Annotated in this window: 13 protein-coding genes; 2 read left to right on the top strand and 11 right to left on the bottom strand. The window is 60.2% G+C overall.

Annotated features, from left to right (window positions below):
- Window positions 1-47: 47 nt before the first annotated feature.
- The 8 genes from G463_RS0110145 to G463_RS0110110 all read right to left on the bottom strand — a co-directional run bounded on the left by G463_RS0110145 (window position 48) and on the right by G463_RS0110110 (window position 8,825).
- On the bottom strand, window positions 48-1,487 hold the full coding sequence (locus G463_RS0110145) for a sodium:solute symporter family protein (protein WP_026975076.1): 1,440 nt from the start codon (window positions 1,485-1,487) through the stop codon (window positions 48-50).
- A gap of 5 nt (window positions 1,488-1,492) precedes the next feature.
- A complete protein-coding gene (locus tag G463_RS0110140) occupies window positions 1,493-1,684 on the bottom strand; it encodes a DUF3311 domain-containing protein (protein WP_026975075.1) in 192 nt (63 codons plus the stop codon).
- Between the two features lie 67 nt (window positions 1,685-1,751).
- Window positions 1,752-2,936 carry a M20 family metallopeptidase gene (locus G463_RS0110135; RefSeq protein WP_026975074.1) on the bottom strand — a complete coding sequence of 395 codons (1,185 nt, stop codon included), beginning with the start codon at window positions 2,934-2,936 and terminating at the stop codon, window positions 1,752-1,754.
- A 116-nt stretch (window positions 2,937-3,052) separates the two neighbouring features.
- The gene (locus tag G463_RS0110130; RefSeq protein WP_156900165.1) at window positions 3,053-4,321 is read right to left on the bottom strand and encodes an ArsR family transcriptional regulator; all 1,269 of its coding nucleotides are present in this window, start codon (window positions 4,319-4,321) and stop codon (window positions 3,053-3,055) included.
- Window positions 4,322-4,388: 67 nt separating this feature from the next.
- Window positions 4,389-6,038: an FAD-binding dehydrogenase gene (locus G463_RS0110125; protein ID WP_026975072.1), complete on the bottom strand. Its 1,650-nt coding sequence runs from the start codon at window positions 6,036-6,038 to the stop codon at window positions 4,389-4,391.
- Between the two features lie 97 nt (window positions 6,039-6,135).
- Window positions 6,136-7,074 (bottom strand): alpha/beta hydrolase, encoded by a 939-nt coding sequence (locus G463_RS0110120; protein ID WP_026975071.1) that lies wholly within the window; start codon window positions 7,072-7,074, stop codon window positions 6,136-6,138.
- A gap of 50 nt (window positions 7,075-7,124) precedes the next feature.
- A complete protein-coding gene (locus G463_RS0110115) occupies window positions 7,125-7,658 on the bottom strand; it encodes a cupin domain-containing protein (protein WP_026975070.1) in 534 nt (177 codons plus the stop codon).
- Window positions 7,659-7,883: 225 nt separating this feature from the next.
- Window positions 7,884-8,825, bottom strand: coding sequence for a manganese-dependent inorganic pyrophosphatase (locus G463_RS0110110; protein WP_026975069.1), 942 nt, complete (start codon window positions 8,823-8,825; stop codon window positions 7,884-7,886).
- A gap of 196 nt (window positions 8,826-9,021) precedes the next feature.
- Here G463_RS0110110 and G463_RS19855 point away from each other — a divergent pair, with 196 nt between their 5' ends.
- Entirely contained in the window at window positions 9,022-10,902 is a 1,881-nt protein-coding gene (locus G463_RS19855) for a S53 family peptidase (protein ID WP_245575814.1), read from the top strand.
- Between the two features lie 55 nt (window positions 10,903-10,957).
- Here the strand turns inward: G463_RS19855 and G463_RS0110100 are convergent, their stop codons facing one another.
- The gene (locus G463_RS0110100; protein ID WP_026975068.1) at window positions 10,958-11,938 is read right to left on the bottom strand and encodes an aldo/keto reductase; all 981 of its coding nucleotides are present in this window, start codon (window positions 11,936-11,938) and stop codon (window positions 10,958-10,960) included.
- 248 nt (window positions 11,939-12,186) lie between these two features.
- Between G463_RS0110100 and G463_RS0110095 the strand changes: the two genes are divergently transcribed.
- Window positions 12,187-12,789 (top strand): hypothetical protein, encoded by a 603-nt coding sequence (locus tag G463_RS0110095; protein WP_026975067.1) that lies wholly within the window; start codon window positions 12,187-12,189, stop codon window positions 12,787-12,789.
- Between the two features lie 87 nt (window positions 12,790-12,876).
- On the opposite strand, the gene G463_RS0110090 is transcribed toward G463_RS0110095, so the two are convergent.
- Both G463_RS0110090 and G463_RS0110085 read right to left on the bottom strand, forming a co-directional pair.
- Window positions 12,877-13,908 carry a ribokinase gene (locus tag G463_RS0110090; RefSeq protein ID WP_026975066.1) on the bottom strand — a complete coding sequence of 344 codons (1,032 nt, stop codon included), beginning with the start codon at window positions 13,906-13,908 and terminating at the stop codon, window positions 12,877-12,879.
- A 45-nt stretch (window positions 13,909-13,953) separates the two neighbouring features.
- Entirely contained in the window at window positions 13,954-14,907 is a 954-nt protein-coding gene (locus G463_RS0110085) for a D-ribose ABC transporter substrate-binding protein (RefSeq protein ID WP_026975065.1), read from the bottom strand.
- Window positions 14,908-14,920 lie beyond the last annotated feature (13 nt).

Genomic DNA, 14,920 nt, shown 5'->3' with positions numbered 1-14,920 from the left:
GCTGCGGCGCCCCCCTGAGAATCAAACCGCACGCTCGACGAAGCGGATCACAATCGGGACAAGCTGGTGTCCACCGTGGCGGACGCCTCCCGCGCCAGCGCCGAGACGACCAACACCACAACGAAGTTGACAAATAGCGCGATGAAGCCTGTATTGAGTCCAAAGAGCAAGGATTGGTTACTCAAGGTGAAGTACACCACCAGCAGGACACCCACCAAAATCCCGACAAAGGCGCCTGCCTTGCTCACCGCCCGCCGCGCAAACAGCGCCAGCACCACCGTCGGGAAGAACTGCGAAACGAAGTTGTAGCCCATCAGCAGCAGCGCAGCGATGGTGGCATTGCTGTGAATCGAGAACAGGAACGTGACCGCCGCCACAATCCACACGAAGATTCGCGCCACCCGCTGCACCACCGCGTCGGACACCGCACCGGCCAACGGACGATAGATGTTTTCCGCAATCAGCGTGCCCGCGCACATCAGCATCAGGCTGCCCGGCACAATCGCCGTGAGCACGCCGGCTCCGCCGATGACGCCGGCCATCCAGTCTGGAAACACTTTCTGCACAGCGGCGAGCAGCGCCAAATTGGAATTTTTCAATCCCGGCACAATCAAAATCGCTGCGAATCCGGCGAAAAACACGAACAGCAGCACCAGCTGGTAGAGTGGCAGGAAAATGGCGTTGCGCCGAAACACCCGCTCGTGCTTGGCCGAATAGATGGCGGCGAATGCATGCGGCCACATGTAGAAGCCCAACCCGGTCAATGCCACGGTGGAGATGAACCATGGGATCCCCATACCCTTGTTGCCCAAGGTCAGGAAGCCTGGTTTCTCCTCGTTGATTTGCGTAAACATGGCGTGCAGACCCCCGACGTGCGCGGGCAGCGCAAGGCCCACTACGACCACGACAATCAGGATGAGGATATCTTTCAACACCGCAGTCCAGGCGGTGCCATGAATGCCGCTGATGGTCACGTACAGCGCCAGCACCACCATCGCGATGGCGATGGCGACAGCCTGATGGATGGCGCCGTACGACGCCGTTTCCACAATCAACCCGAGGCCGGTCATCTGCGACTGCAAATACGGAACGATGGCCACCACGCCGACCACCGCCACGAGGATCCCCAACCACTTGCTGTGAAACATTTCATTGAAAAAGTCCGATTGGGAAATCAGGTTGTGTTGCTTTGCGTAGCGCCAGATGGGCGGGAGAAAAAAGTAGGATAACAGGTACGCCACCGCGCCGTAGGCCAGGATATAGGCCGTTGGTCCACCGGTGCCGTAGGCCCATCCGCTGCCGCCGAGAAAGGTGAACGTGGTATAGATTTCCCCCGCCATCAGGAGAAACACGAGCAGAATGCCAAATCCCCGACCACCCACGGACCACTGCTCCAAGTTCATCTGCTTGTGCCGTTGCGCTAAAATACCGAGGATCAAGGCAATCGCGATGGTTGCGAAAATAATGACGATGGAAGACGCGTGCATGGATGTCACTCTCCCTCCCGATTCGCGGGATCCAACTTGTAAACAATCGCCAGACAAACCGAGGTGAGCACCACCCACAGCACGATGTAGAAAAACAAAAACGGCATGCCGAGGACAATCGGCGTGACGCGGTTGGCGAAGATCACCCCGACGAAGATGCCGAGCAACGGAACCATCGTCAACCAACGAATCGACATCCGGATCGACTCCTTTCGTATCGCCGGTCCCAGGCAGCCATCCTGCCCGGGACCGACAGATGATGGTTTATTCGCCGAGGGCTTTCAGCACAAAGGCCACGAACGACTTCACCCCGATGGGCAAAGCGTCCTCGTCAATGGTGAACTTGGGGTGATGGTGGGGGTAAACAATGCCTTTTTCCACATTGCCGGCACCGACGTTGAAGAACGTCCCGGGGACGACGGACTGGTACGCGGAGAAATCCTCGCCCCCCATGTGCGGGTCTCCCTCCACCACGGCCGTTTCACCGAACACATCCACCAACGCGCGCTTCACTTTCTCGGTCAGGGCGTCGTCATTGACCACCGGCCGGTACCCCTGTTCGTAGCGGAACGTGTATGTCGCGCCGTGCGCTTCGGTGATGCCCCTGATGATCTGCTCCATGCGCCGCGGCACCTCCGTGCGAAGCTCGGGCTTGAAGGAGCGAACGGTGCCGTTCAATTCCACCGTCTCCGGGATGATGTTATGGGCCGTGCCGGCGTGGAACTGCGTGACGGAGAGCACAACGGGATCGAGAGGATCGATATTTCGTGAGACAATGTGCTGAAGGTTGGTCACCACCTGGGCCGCGATGACAATCGGATCGACCGTGGCCTGCGGTTGCGCGGCGTGCCCGCCGCGACCGTGAATCGTGATGTAAAACGTATCCGGCGCGGCCATGAACGGTCCGGAACGAATGGCAATCTTTCCGACTTCGAGGGGGGACCACAGGTGGATGCCCACCACCGCATCGACGCCCTCCATGACGCCTGTGTCCACCAGCTGCTGAGCGCCGCCGGGGAATAGTTCTTCGGCGTGTTGAAAAATGAAGCGCACCTCTCCGTGCAGGGCGTCCGCCAGTCCGGACAGAATTTTGGCGGTTCCGAGCAACATGGCCGTATGGCCGTCATGCCCGCAGGCGTGCATCTTGCCCGGATGTTTCGAGGCGAACGCAAAATCGTTCTCCTCCTGGATGGGCAATGCATCCATGTCTGCCCGGAGGGCCAGAACCGGTCCGGGATGCGCTCCGTGCAGCCGTGCCACCACACTGGTTTTCGTTGGCCGCGACAGCGCCAGCCCTCCAAACGACGAGAGGGTATCGTACACGAACTGGGATGTGCGTTCTTCTTCAAAGGATAGTTCTGGGTGCTCATGGAGATGGCGGCGCCAACGAACGACGTCATCCTGCACGCTGTTCACCAACTGCTCCAATGGACTCACTTCTACCGACATCCTGCTCCCCCCAAGCGCAGATTCCGCGTCGTTCGATGACGAACGAAGTCACGAATTACGGTTGATTTTCGGACTGGTACAATCATACCATCATTGAGAATTCTTTGACTAGTTTATCAGGGGTGGGGTAGGCAGATGTCATAGATTTTGCGCGGACGACCGCGCACGTGGGTCGTGTCCTCCCCCACCACGTGAGCCATGCCATGCGCTTCCAGTGTTAATAAAATCCGACGGGCGCTCCGGGGTTCTATGTGCAGGTAGTAAGCCAGTTCGTGCGCCGTGATGCGCGTGGATCTGCGGTGATGAAGCACGCTGACCAACCGCGTCAGGGTCAGGGCGCTGAGCGGCAGCTGTCGGCCCAAATTCTGAAGTGCCTCGCGACCGTAGGTATAGGGAACCGTCCGTTCTCCACCCAGCGGACACAGCACGCGGTTGCCTTGGACAGCGGCTCCCCACTGACCTGGACCACACAGCAGCGCCTGCTCCAGCGCCAGTTGCGCGCGCTCCTCCGCTTCGCGGATGGACTTGCCAACGCCTATGCCTCCGTTCACCGCCGCTATCGGTAGGCCGGTCCATTCGGTCCATGGCGGTACTGCGGTGAAGTCGTAGGTGCATTCGGAGACCGCCGCCCGGTGGGCAAACACCTGCCACTGCCAGGCGTTCATCTGCTGCGCCGCCCCGGACAACGACCGCGCGTAGCGAGTCATCGCCGTGCCGAACACGCCCTCCTGCACCGCTGCGGTTCGCCGTATTCTCTGCACCGCAATCGGTGTATCGCGGCTCGCCAGCAGCTCGTGGGTGCGGATGACCGTCTCCAACACCTGTTTGACCTCACTCGGCGTCGGCGTGACGTGCACCGCTCGAACGCCGAGGGCGTTCAGCTTGACGGCCGCGGATTGCAAACAGGTGACCGCGAGTTTGGTTTTCCCCTGAACCCACAACGCACGGTGAAATTGCACGAGTTCATCCGAGGAGATGCTGCCATCGTAGTGTTTCAAATAAAATGGAGTATCAATGCCAACCTCGTCCAGCCAGGCTCGGAGCACGTCCGTAGACAGTGTGTCAAAACTGATGTCGGAAATGCGCAGACCATGCTCGTGCACCCAGTGCAGCACGACGCGATACAGTCCTTCTCCAGAATGCCGCGTGTAGAACGCCGGCGTCTGAGTATCCAGATATTCCATGAGAATGGCGTACGGCACCTGGCCGCTGCACAGCCACGCATCCACCGTGCCGAGGTGCGACTTCACAACCTCTGGAATGTCCGCTTCCTCCCAGTAGACCAACGGAATCAGTTCCAATTCCGAAAATGATCTGGCCACGTTTTTAATGACCGCTACCGAATCGTCCGCGCCGAGCACCCCCAGCCGAACCACGTTGTCCACGTTCATACACCATCCAATTCGTTCTGCAAGCGAGCAAAAAAATACGCAACTGTGAGCATCCGAATCCTCACACGCCTGCCAGCGCGAGACCGACCTGGCGACCGGTGAACAGGCAACCGCCGAGGAACGTGCCCTCCAGCGACCGGTACCCGTGCATGCCACCACCGCCGAATCCCGCGGCCTCTCCCACCGCATACAGGCCAGGGACGGGCTCGCCGGTCGCATCCAACACTCGACCGAACAGGTCGGTCTGCAGCCCCCCGAGCGTTTTGCGACTGAGAATCCTGAGACGGACCGCAATCAGGGGGCCGTTTCTCACATCCAGGAACTTGTGCGGCGCGGCCACGCGAATCAGCCTGTCTCCTCGGTACCGCCTCGCGCCCCGCAACGCCGTGATTTGCAGATCTTTCGTGAACGGATTGTCCACTTCTCTGTCCCGTGCCCGGATCTGCCGCTCCACGTCCGCCAACTGAATGCGGTCGACGCCGACCATCCGGTTCATGCCGTCGACCAACTCCCGCAGTGTAGGCGCTATCACAAAGTCTTCGCCGTGCTCCATGAAGGCTTTGACCGGTCCGGGAGCGCCCGCCCCAATGCGCTTCAGCAGCAGGCGTACGCTCCTGTTGGTCAGATCCGGATTCTGTTCGGAACCGGACAGCGCGAATTCTTTCGCAATCACCTTCTCGGTCAGGATGAACCAGGAGTAGTCGAAGCCCGTGTCCAGAATGTTCTTCAGCGTACCGAGCGTGTCAAATCCCGGAAAATTCGGGGCTGGCAGCCGCTGTCCGTTGGCGTCCAGCCAAAGCGAGGAAGGACCGGGCAGTATGCGAATGCCGTGGTTGGGCCAAATCGGGTTCCAGTTGCGAATGCCTTCCGTGTAATGCCACATGCGATCCCGATTGACCACACGTCCCCCCGCCCGCTCGGCAATGCCCAGCATGCGCCCGTCCACGTGCGCCGGCACGCCGCACAGCATGGTGGCGGGCGGTTGTCCCAAGCGTTCCGGCCAGTTCTTCCGAATCAACGCGGGGTTTCCACCCAGGCCGCCGCTCGCCACCACCACGGCGGATGCGCGAAATTCAAACTCCCCCACCACGTCTCGGGAACTCTCCTGGCCCCGCTCTACGGTGCTGGGTACGAGCACTGAACCCCGCACACCAATCACCGCGCCCCCCTGCATGATGAGGTCATCCACCCGATGGCGCGGGCGGTAGTCCACCATGCCGTCCGCCATCGCTTGGCGCACCGCGGTCTCGAAGGGACGGACAATCCCCGGCCCGGTTCCCCACACGATGTGAAAGCGCGGAACGGAGTTGCCGTGGCCCTCCGCCAGGTAGCCTCCGCGCTCCGCCCATCCCACAATCGGGAAAAAACGCACACCGAGGCTATGCAGCCAGGCCCGCTTCTCCCCGGCAGCGAAGTCCACGTACGCCTCGGCCCACCTCCGCGCCCACCTGTCCTCGTCATCTTCGCGGTCGAATCCGGCGGTCCCCACCCAGTCCTGCCAAGCTAGGTCGCGCGAATCGCGAATGCCGAGCCTGCGCTGCTCCGGTGAATCCACGAGGAACAATCCGCCGAAAGACCACCAGGCCTGGCCGCCGAAGGATCCCTCCGGTTCTTGATCCACCAGCACCACGCGTTTGTTCGCAGCCGCCAGTTCAGCTGTCGCCACCAATCCCGCGAGCCCAGCACCCACGACGATGACATCGTATTCCATGGGATCCACCCCACAAATGACCGAATTTTACGGATGTTTTCGCCGCGTCCCGCAGAATCCCCTGCTCTTCGCACGATGGTGGATGGATGCGCGCCGTTCAGCGCGCACAGAGCGCGTCACCGAGCACCTGTGCACACTTCTCCAACGCAGCGGTGGCACCGGGCGAGACGCCGTGGAAGTGGGCAAAACCGTGAATCAGTCCCTCGAAGTTGTCGTAAGCAACGGACACCTCCGCCGCTCGCAGCGCCTCGGCGTAGGCGCGTCCCACGTCGCGGAGCGGATCGAACTGGGCTGTGGCGATGTACGCCGGAGGCAGTCCCCGCAGGTCCGGATAGAGAATCGGCGACACGTACGGATTGGTGAGCTCGTCCAGGCTGTTCAGGTAGTGCCGCCGGAACCAGATCATCATCTCCTCGGTGAGCAGATACCCCTCGCCGTTCTCCTTCAAGGAGGGCGGCGGCGAATCCGGATGATACCCGGTGGACGGATAGATCAACCACTGATACGCAATGTGCGACTCCCCTCTCTCCTTGGCGAGAATGGCCGTCACCGCAGCCAGATTGCCGCCGGCGCTGTCTCCCCCCACCGCAATCCGATCCGCGTCCACCCCAAACCTTTCCGCATGTTCCGCCACCCACCGCGACACATCGTACGCATCCTGCACGGCGGCTGGAAATTTGTGCTCGGGCGCCAGCCGGTACTCGACGGAAAACACCAAGCAGCGAGCCACTTCGGCAACCACGCGGCACACAGGGTCATGTGTCGCGATGCTGCCCGTCACCCAGCCGCCGCCGTGAAAGAACACGAGTGCCGGATGCGGTGCCGGCCCCAGGGAGTTTGGAATGTAAACGCGCACGGGGAGTGTTCTCACCGGCAGTTCCACGGTGAGGTTCTGCACTTCCCGGACGGGAATGGGCTTCATCGGCATCGCAATCTGTCGGCGGCGAAACGCCTGGGGCGTGACCTCCGACAGAGGTGGGCCGGGCAGCGCGTGGAGACGGTCAAGAATCTGTTGAATGACCGGATCGAGCGTCATCATGATTCCTCCTTCTGCAATGCGACATCAATGTCAAAAGGCCGGACAGATCAGGGTGTTGAGAACGGTGGAGGGGTCAGCTTCACAATGACGTCCTCGTGCTGTGGGAATCTGGACAATAATTCGTCGCGGCCAAACAGTTCGAAGTCCTGAAAATCAAATCCGGGAGATACCATGCACCCCACCAGCGCGTAATCGGAGGTATCGTCATCGAGGGCGGACCCGAAAATGCAGCCTTTGGGAACCAGCACCTGCGGTCGCTGTCCTCGCGCCAGGTCCAGTCCCAACTTCAACGCTTCCAACCGTCCGTCGGGGTGGATGACATACACGGTGAGCGGAGCACCGGCGTGAAAATACCACAGTTCGTCAGACTTCAGGCGATGGAAGTGGGAGACGCTATCCTTCGTCAGCAGAAAGTAGATGCTCGTTGAAAGATGTCTGGATCCCTGATACGAGACGGTGAGCTCTGCGTCGGTGATCTCCTCCGGCGAGACGTAGGTTTGCCGATAGTATCCTCCCTCCGGATGCGGCAGCAGTTGAAGCCCTTCAATCCAGTCGATAGCACGATACGCATGTTTGTCCATGGTTTCTGTCCTCTCTGATTCGATGACTTATCCCCCTCGCGTTCGTCACGCCGCACGGCACCCACCCGTTTGACGACGGCGTCCGAACGTTGCCATTACGCGAAAAGCCATTGAGGTCTACGAAGGAACACTTCATAAACTCAATGGCTTTGGCGAATGGCGGCATGCCGTCGCGGCACTCTGTCGAAGCGCCGGTACGAAGGCGCGCGCCGATGAGGTACGGCGTCAGGACAGCGTGAAAGCGGCCAGCGTCTCCGTCAACACCGGCACCACCTGTTTCTTGCGGGAGACAACGCCCTTCAACAACGCCCGGTTGTTCTCCAAGGTCACGTGGTACGCCTGCTCAACCGCCCGCGCCGCACGTCCGAGGGCAATAGCCACCGAGTCATTGTTCAGAATATCGGTGACTACAAACACGAACAAATCCAGGTTCTTTTCATCAATGACGCGCTGAATGAGCGCCTCGACCTCGGATTGACGAGACAGCACATCATCGGTATCCACCGCATTGACCTGCGCGATTTCCACTTTGTACGAGCCCATCTGAAACTCTTTTGCGTCGAGCGAAATCAGCTGTTCCACGGTCTTATCACTGAGGTCGGCGCCGGCTTTGAGCATCTGCAGCCCGTATTCGTCCAGGTTGACACCGGCCAGTGCCGCCAGTTCCCGCGCGGCTTTTGCATCTTCCGGCGTGCACGTGGGCGACTTCAGCAACAGCGTGTCCGAGATGATGGCCGACAGCATCAGGCCGGCAATGCCTTTGTCAATCTCAACGTTATTTTCCTTGTACAACTTTTTGAGAATGGTCGCCGTGCATCCCACCGGCTCAGCCCGGTAGTACAACGGATTGCTGGTTTCAAAGTTGGCGATGCGATGGTGATCAATGACCTCCACCACCTGGACCTGGTCCACATCGGTTGCACTCTGCTGCCGCTCGTTGTGGTCCACCAAAATCACCTGTTTCGCCTCGTTCGCAACCGTCTCCACCAGCCGTGGCGCGTCAAAATGGAACGTGTTGAGCACAAACTGCGTCTCCGGATTGACTTCTCCCAGTCGAACCGCTTCCACCGTCTGACCGAGCTTCGTCTTCAGATCCGCATAGGCAATGGCGGAGCAAATGGAATCCGTGTCCGGATTTTTGTGTCCAAAAATCAGCGTCTTCTCCACTGTGATCCTCCTCCGTCTCGCTATCCATTGACATCATAGCAGATTTTCAAGTCAAAACCGCAACATCCACAAGGAGTTCGGCTTCGACAAAACTTCTCCCTTTCAGACAAAACATCCTTCTTATTCACAAAGGAATCAGACATTGGATCGAAGAAGCAGTTCCCCCGACATCGCAGTCAGATAGGGGGAACTTCACGTGAAGCCATGGAAGATTGCATTGTTCACGGCGCCATTGACCGCTGGCATGCTGGCCATCGCCACACCGACGGCACAGGCCTCCGCGACAAGCGATATTCAGAGCGAACAGCCCACAGCCCCGGCCGATGCCAAGGACCTTGGTCCATCGGATGCAACGCAGACCGTCACCGCGTCCATCATTCTCAAGATGCACAACCCATCCGGTCTCCAGGATTTCATCCAGGCCACCGTCACACCTGGCAACCCCCGCTATCGGCAATTTCTCTCGGTCGGTCAATTTATCAATCAGTACGCGCCCTCGAACGCGCAGATTCACCAAATCATCAACTACCTGCAGGCCTATGGCCTGGTGGTCAACGAAGTGTACGCGGACAACCTGTTGCTGAAGGTCACGGGCACGGTTGCCCAGTTCAACAACATGTTCAGCACATCCATCCACGATTATTCCGAGAGTGGACGGAGATTCCACGCGCCGAAAAAACCGCCGAAGGTGCCCTCTCCGCTGGCGGACAGCGTGCTGGCCATCGCCGGGCTCAGCACACAGATGGCGGCTCATCCCTTGAGTATGGTCGCGCCACAGCTCGACGGAGAACCCGGAGCCACCGTGGTGCTGCCGAAGAACGGCACCGCCACCAACGAACCGGGCAGCTACACGGTCGGGGACGTCGCCAATCGTTACGACGTAACCCCGCTCTATGCGAAAGGAATCACCGGAAGAGGTCAGACCATCGGGATTGCCACGCTGGCAAACTTCAATCCGGATGACGCATATACCTACTGGAACACCATAGGCCTCAAAACCAAGCCGGCTCGGATTCAACAGGTGCACGTGGACGGCGGGGGCGACCTTGGCAGCGACGCGGGATCCGCAGAAACCACGCTCGATGTCGAACAGTCGGGCGGGCTGGCTCCGGACGCCAACATCGTGGTCTACGACGCGCCGAACACGGACGCCGGATTCCTCGACATATTCTACAAAGCCATTTCCGACAACCGGGTGGACACCCTGTCCGTCAGTTGGGGCCTGCCGGAAATCTTCTACGTGTCCGCCCTAAACAACGGTGTCGATTACGCCAATGAACTGCAGGCCCTCGACCAAGTCTTTATGGAGGCGGCCGCGCAGGGCATCTCAACGTTTGCGGCGTCCGGCGACTCCGGCGCGTACGACACCAACCGGCAAGCCCCGGCCCCCGCCTACTCCACGCCGCTGACCGTCGACGCCCCCGCGTCCGATCCGTACATCACCGCCGCCGGCGGCACCACCGTGCCTTTCACGCGCACGTTCCGTCTCGGCACGGTGACCATTTCCGAGGAACGTCCCTGGGCCTGGGATTATCTGCAGAATCTCGGATACACGGGGGTCTTCTCCGTCGGCGACGGCGGCGGGGTCAGCGTTCTCTGGCAGCGCCCCTGGTATCAATGGGGTGTGCCTGGCGTCAAGAATTCGGAACCGGGTCAGAGCTTTGTGGACGACACCGGCACCACGCCGGTGGACCTGTACGACTTACCCGCAAACTACCCTGGCCGGAACGTGGCGGATTTGTCGATGAACGCAGATCCGGAAACGGGTTACCTGCTCTACTCCTCCACGGATGGCGGGTGGATTGCCGGATACGGCGGAACCAGCTTCGTGGCCCCGCAGTTGAACGGGATCACAGCGCTCCTGAACCAGTACACGGGCGGGCGTATCGGATTCCTCAACCCGACGTTGTACCGCTTGATGCGCATCGGAGGCTACGGGAAAAACGCGCCGTTCAACGACATCAACGACGGCGACACCAACTGGTTTTACAAAGCGGTGAACGGATACGATCCCGCCGTGGGCATTGGCACCCCGAACGTCGCCAACCTGGCGGACGCCATCCGACAAGGGCGCTGACACCATGACAAGGACCTCCCGCCGCACCGAGTGCGCAGGAGGTCCCGGCAAGATGTCACTGGAAACCCAGGACCGGATGGGGCACGTACGGCGCTTCCAAGCGGGCCACTTCTTCCGGAGTCAGTTCCACGGACAGCGCTGCCACCGCATCCTCCAGATGATGTATTTTGGTGGCCCCGATGATGGGAGCCGTGACGGGTTTCTTTTGCAGCACCCACGCGAGCGCGACCTGCGCCCGGGAAACTCCGCGCTCCTTGGCCACCTCCGCCACCACGTTCACAACCCGTTTATCCGCTTCGGCCATGGCACTGTACAGCGTCTGTCCGAATTTGTCCGTCTCCGAGCGGGCCGTGGTCTCGTCCCAGTCCCGGGTCAGTCGTCCCCTGGCCAGCGGACTCCACGGAATCACGCCAATGCCCTCCGACTCGCAGAGCGGCAACATCTCCCGCTCCTCCTCGCGGTACAGTAGATTCAAATAATTTTGCATAGACACAAAGCGGGTCCACCCGTGCGTTTCCGCCACGTGCAGCGCCTTTAAAAATTGCCAGGCGTACATCGAAGACGCTCCGATATACCGCGCCTTCCCCGCCTTCACCACGTCATGCAGCGCTTCCATCGTCTCCTCTATCGGCGTCTCGTAGTCCCAGCGATGAATTTGGTAGAGATCTACGTAATCCGTCCCGAGTCGCCGGAGACTGTTGTCAATCTCACTGAGGATGGCTTTGCGGGACAGCCCTGCGCCATTCGGGCCGGGACGCATTCTACCGTGGACCTTGGTCGCAATGACCACCTCGTCGCGCTTCACCAGGTCTTTGAGCGCCCGGCCGAGAATCTCCTCACTGCTGCCGCCGGAGTATACGTTCGCAGTGTCAAAGAAGTTGATGCCGAGCTCCAGCGCACGCTTGATGAACGGACGGCTTTCCTGTTCGTTTAACACCCACGGATGGCCTCCTCGCTCCGCCAATCCGTAGCTCATGCAGCCCAGACAGATGCGGGACACTTCCAGACCCGTCTTGCCCAACTTGACGTACTCCACGGCAATCCCACCTTATTGGCATACTTTGTCGTACATGTTCAGTATACATGTCCCTGACAACCTGCGCAGACATTGCCAACCCTTACCCCCACCAGCAGCAGGCCAAACTGTGGTGCAGGCCGTCGTTGCAACTTTCAGCGTTCTTTCAGGTTTGCGGACAGCAGAGCGGCTATCATTGACTCTATATGGGGTTGCCTGCCTGGTAGCCCCAGTCCCGACTGAGAAAAAATCTGATGGGTGTGGGGTGAATGACCATGATCAACCTCGGCACGAATACGTCGCTGCTCACTGGACTGGTGCAGCGATACTTGTCCAACACGACCAACGCCACGAGCAACACCAGCTCGACCGACGCCAGCACGGATGCCGGTACGGCCAGTGCCACTTCTGCCACAGATCTCCTATCGAACGATATGGCCAACCTGCTGGCCACAGACCCAACCACAACAGACTCGGATCTGAGCACTTCCTTGTCCGCGTTATCCGACGGACTCGGCCTGTCCACCCAGGATTTCCTGAACCAACTGACGGGCATGACCACAGCTGTATCTGGGCTGACCGACAGTAGCGGCAGCACTGCGAACGACTTGCTCAGTGTGTTGGATGCTGACGATACGGACGACAGCAACTCAGAAGACGATGGCCTGACCACCGTTCTCGAAGACCTGAATCCCCTGGTCGCAGCCGCCAATGCGCTCGGCGTCAGCGAATCCACCTTTCTCAATGGGCTGATGTCATCCGCTGCAAACAGTGCCACCACCGATGTCTCCAGCAGTCCCTTGACCACCGACAACAGTGCCCAGGATTCTGCCATCCCCAGTCTGGACACCGATGTGACCAGCAACACCTAACCCGCAAACCAGGTCCACAGCAAAGGCATCTCCACCCCTGGACTTACACGGTCCAGGGGTGGAGATGTCCTCAGCGTCCTGCCCGCGTCAATTCCCGCCTTGGCAAGCTGCTCGCTGGCCCGCCGTGGTCAAGAAGGCCAGCACCTCGGCCCGGTTTGGGACAGACGATTGTGCCCCTGGCCTGGTCACCGCCAGGGCCGCGGCAGCCGCCGCGTATTGCAGCGCTTCCGGTAGATGTCCTGATGATCCGTAGGCCGCCGCAAAGGCACCGACGAACGTGTCGCCGGCTGCTGTGGTATCCACCACCGACATGGGGAACGCTGGCTGGTGCAACAGCGTCAGTGCGGCGTCACGCACAAGCACCTGTCCCGCCGGCAACGGCTGGTGTGTGACGGCGAGTGCATCCGCAGCCCGCGTGCCGTACACCAGTCCGGCAGCGCCCAGCGTCACAATAGCTGCCGCCGCACCACTGTCAAGCAGCGCGTCCACGATGTCTACGAAGGCTACCGCGCCACGGCCGATGTCCGGCAGCGCCATGCCCGTCAACGCCGCCGCCTCCGTCTCGTTGACCACGAGCACATCCACGTCCCGCATCCACTCGTGCGTCACACCGGCCACCGGGGCGGGATTGAAGACCACACGCACCCCAGCCTGCTTGGCGGCGCGCATCATGCTGCGCGTGACTGCCGCCGGCACTTCGTTTTGCACCAACAGCGTATCCACGCCTGTGAGCACGCCGCCAGCGACAGCGGTCTCCACATCCGCCTCCTGCAACTTCGCGTTGGCTCCGCCTGCCACAATGATACGATTTTCGCCGTGGCGGTCCACGGTGATGAACGCCATCCCGGCCGGTCCGGGATAGGTACGGACCCACGAGATATCCACGCCTTCGGCATCCAGATGCTGCCGCAGCGTTTCTGAGAATGCGTCATCGCCCAAAGCGGCCAACATCCGCACGGTGCTACCGGACCGGACCGCGGCAACTGCTTGGTTGGCTCCCTTTCCGCCCGGATGGTAGGCCAGTTCCAGCCCCGCCACTGTCTCCCCCGGTTGCGGATGGGCAAATACCCGGTTCACCACATCCATGTTGATACTTCCAACCACCAGTGCACATGCCATCCCAACGTCCTCCTCATCTCTCTATAACCCTATCCACCGGGATGATCAGAAGCCTTTGAACGAGGACCCTTTCTCCACCAGCTGCAAGGGCGACGGAACTGTGGCCGGCACACTCTGGCCATCGATGATGGACAGCGCCTTGTCCACCCCGAGCACGCCTTCCTCTTTCGGCTGCTGAGCAATGTCAGCATACATCAGGCCTTGGTTCACGTCATTGATGGCCTCCGCCTCGCCGTCAATGCCGACAATCTTGATGCCTGATTTGTTCGCCTGTTGAATCGCTTTCAGCGCGCCCAGTGCCATCTCGTCATTCTGCGCGAATACACCCTGGATATCCGGATGAGCCTGCAAGAGGTTTTGCATCACGTTGAGCGCTTTGCTCCGGTCAAAGTCGGCGGATTGCCGAGCCACGACCTGAATACCGGGTGCGGTCTTGATTTCATCATCAAACCCTTTCTCCCGATCCCGTTCCGACGACGCACCGATGACGCCCTGCAGTTCCACCACTTTGCCTTTACCACCCAGCGCTTTGATGAGTTCGTCCGCCGCCATCTTGCCTGCCTCAACACTGTCTGAAGCGATGAACGTGGAAACCTGCCCACTGCTGACGCTCCGATCCAGTGTGATCACCGGGATGTTTGCCGCATTGGCCATTTTCACCGCCTGCGCCAGACCCTCACTGTCGGTCGGGTTCAGCAGGATGGCACTCACCTTCTGCTGAATCAGGTCCTGCACCTGGTTCAACTGGGTGGACGGATCGTTGTTCCCATTCATGATCACGACTTTGACACCCTTGGACTGTGCCTCCTCCTTGACCCCTTCCTGCATGGCCACGAAGAACGGATTGTTCAGGGTCGACACCGCAAATCCAATCGTCTTGCCGCTGCCCGTGCTGCCAGTGGAGTTCCCCGCCGCGTTGCCATTCGATCCGGTCGTTCCGCATCCCGCCAGAACGCCCACCGCCAACACAGCCGTCACTGCCGCCTTCATCTTGTTCATCTCACATGACTCC

The organism is Alicyclobacillus contaminans DSM 17975 (genome assembly GCF_000429525.1).
Lineage (GTDB): Bacteria > Bacillota > Bacilli > Alicyclobacillales > Alicyclobacillaceae > Alicyclobacillus_A > Alicyclobacillus_A contaminans.
Note: the sequence above shows the minus strand (reverse complement) of the source record. Positions and strands in the feature narration are given on the sequence as shown.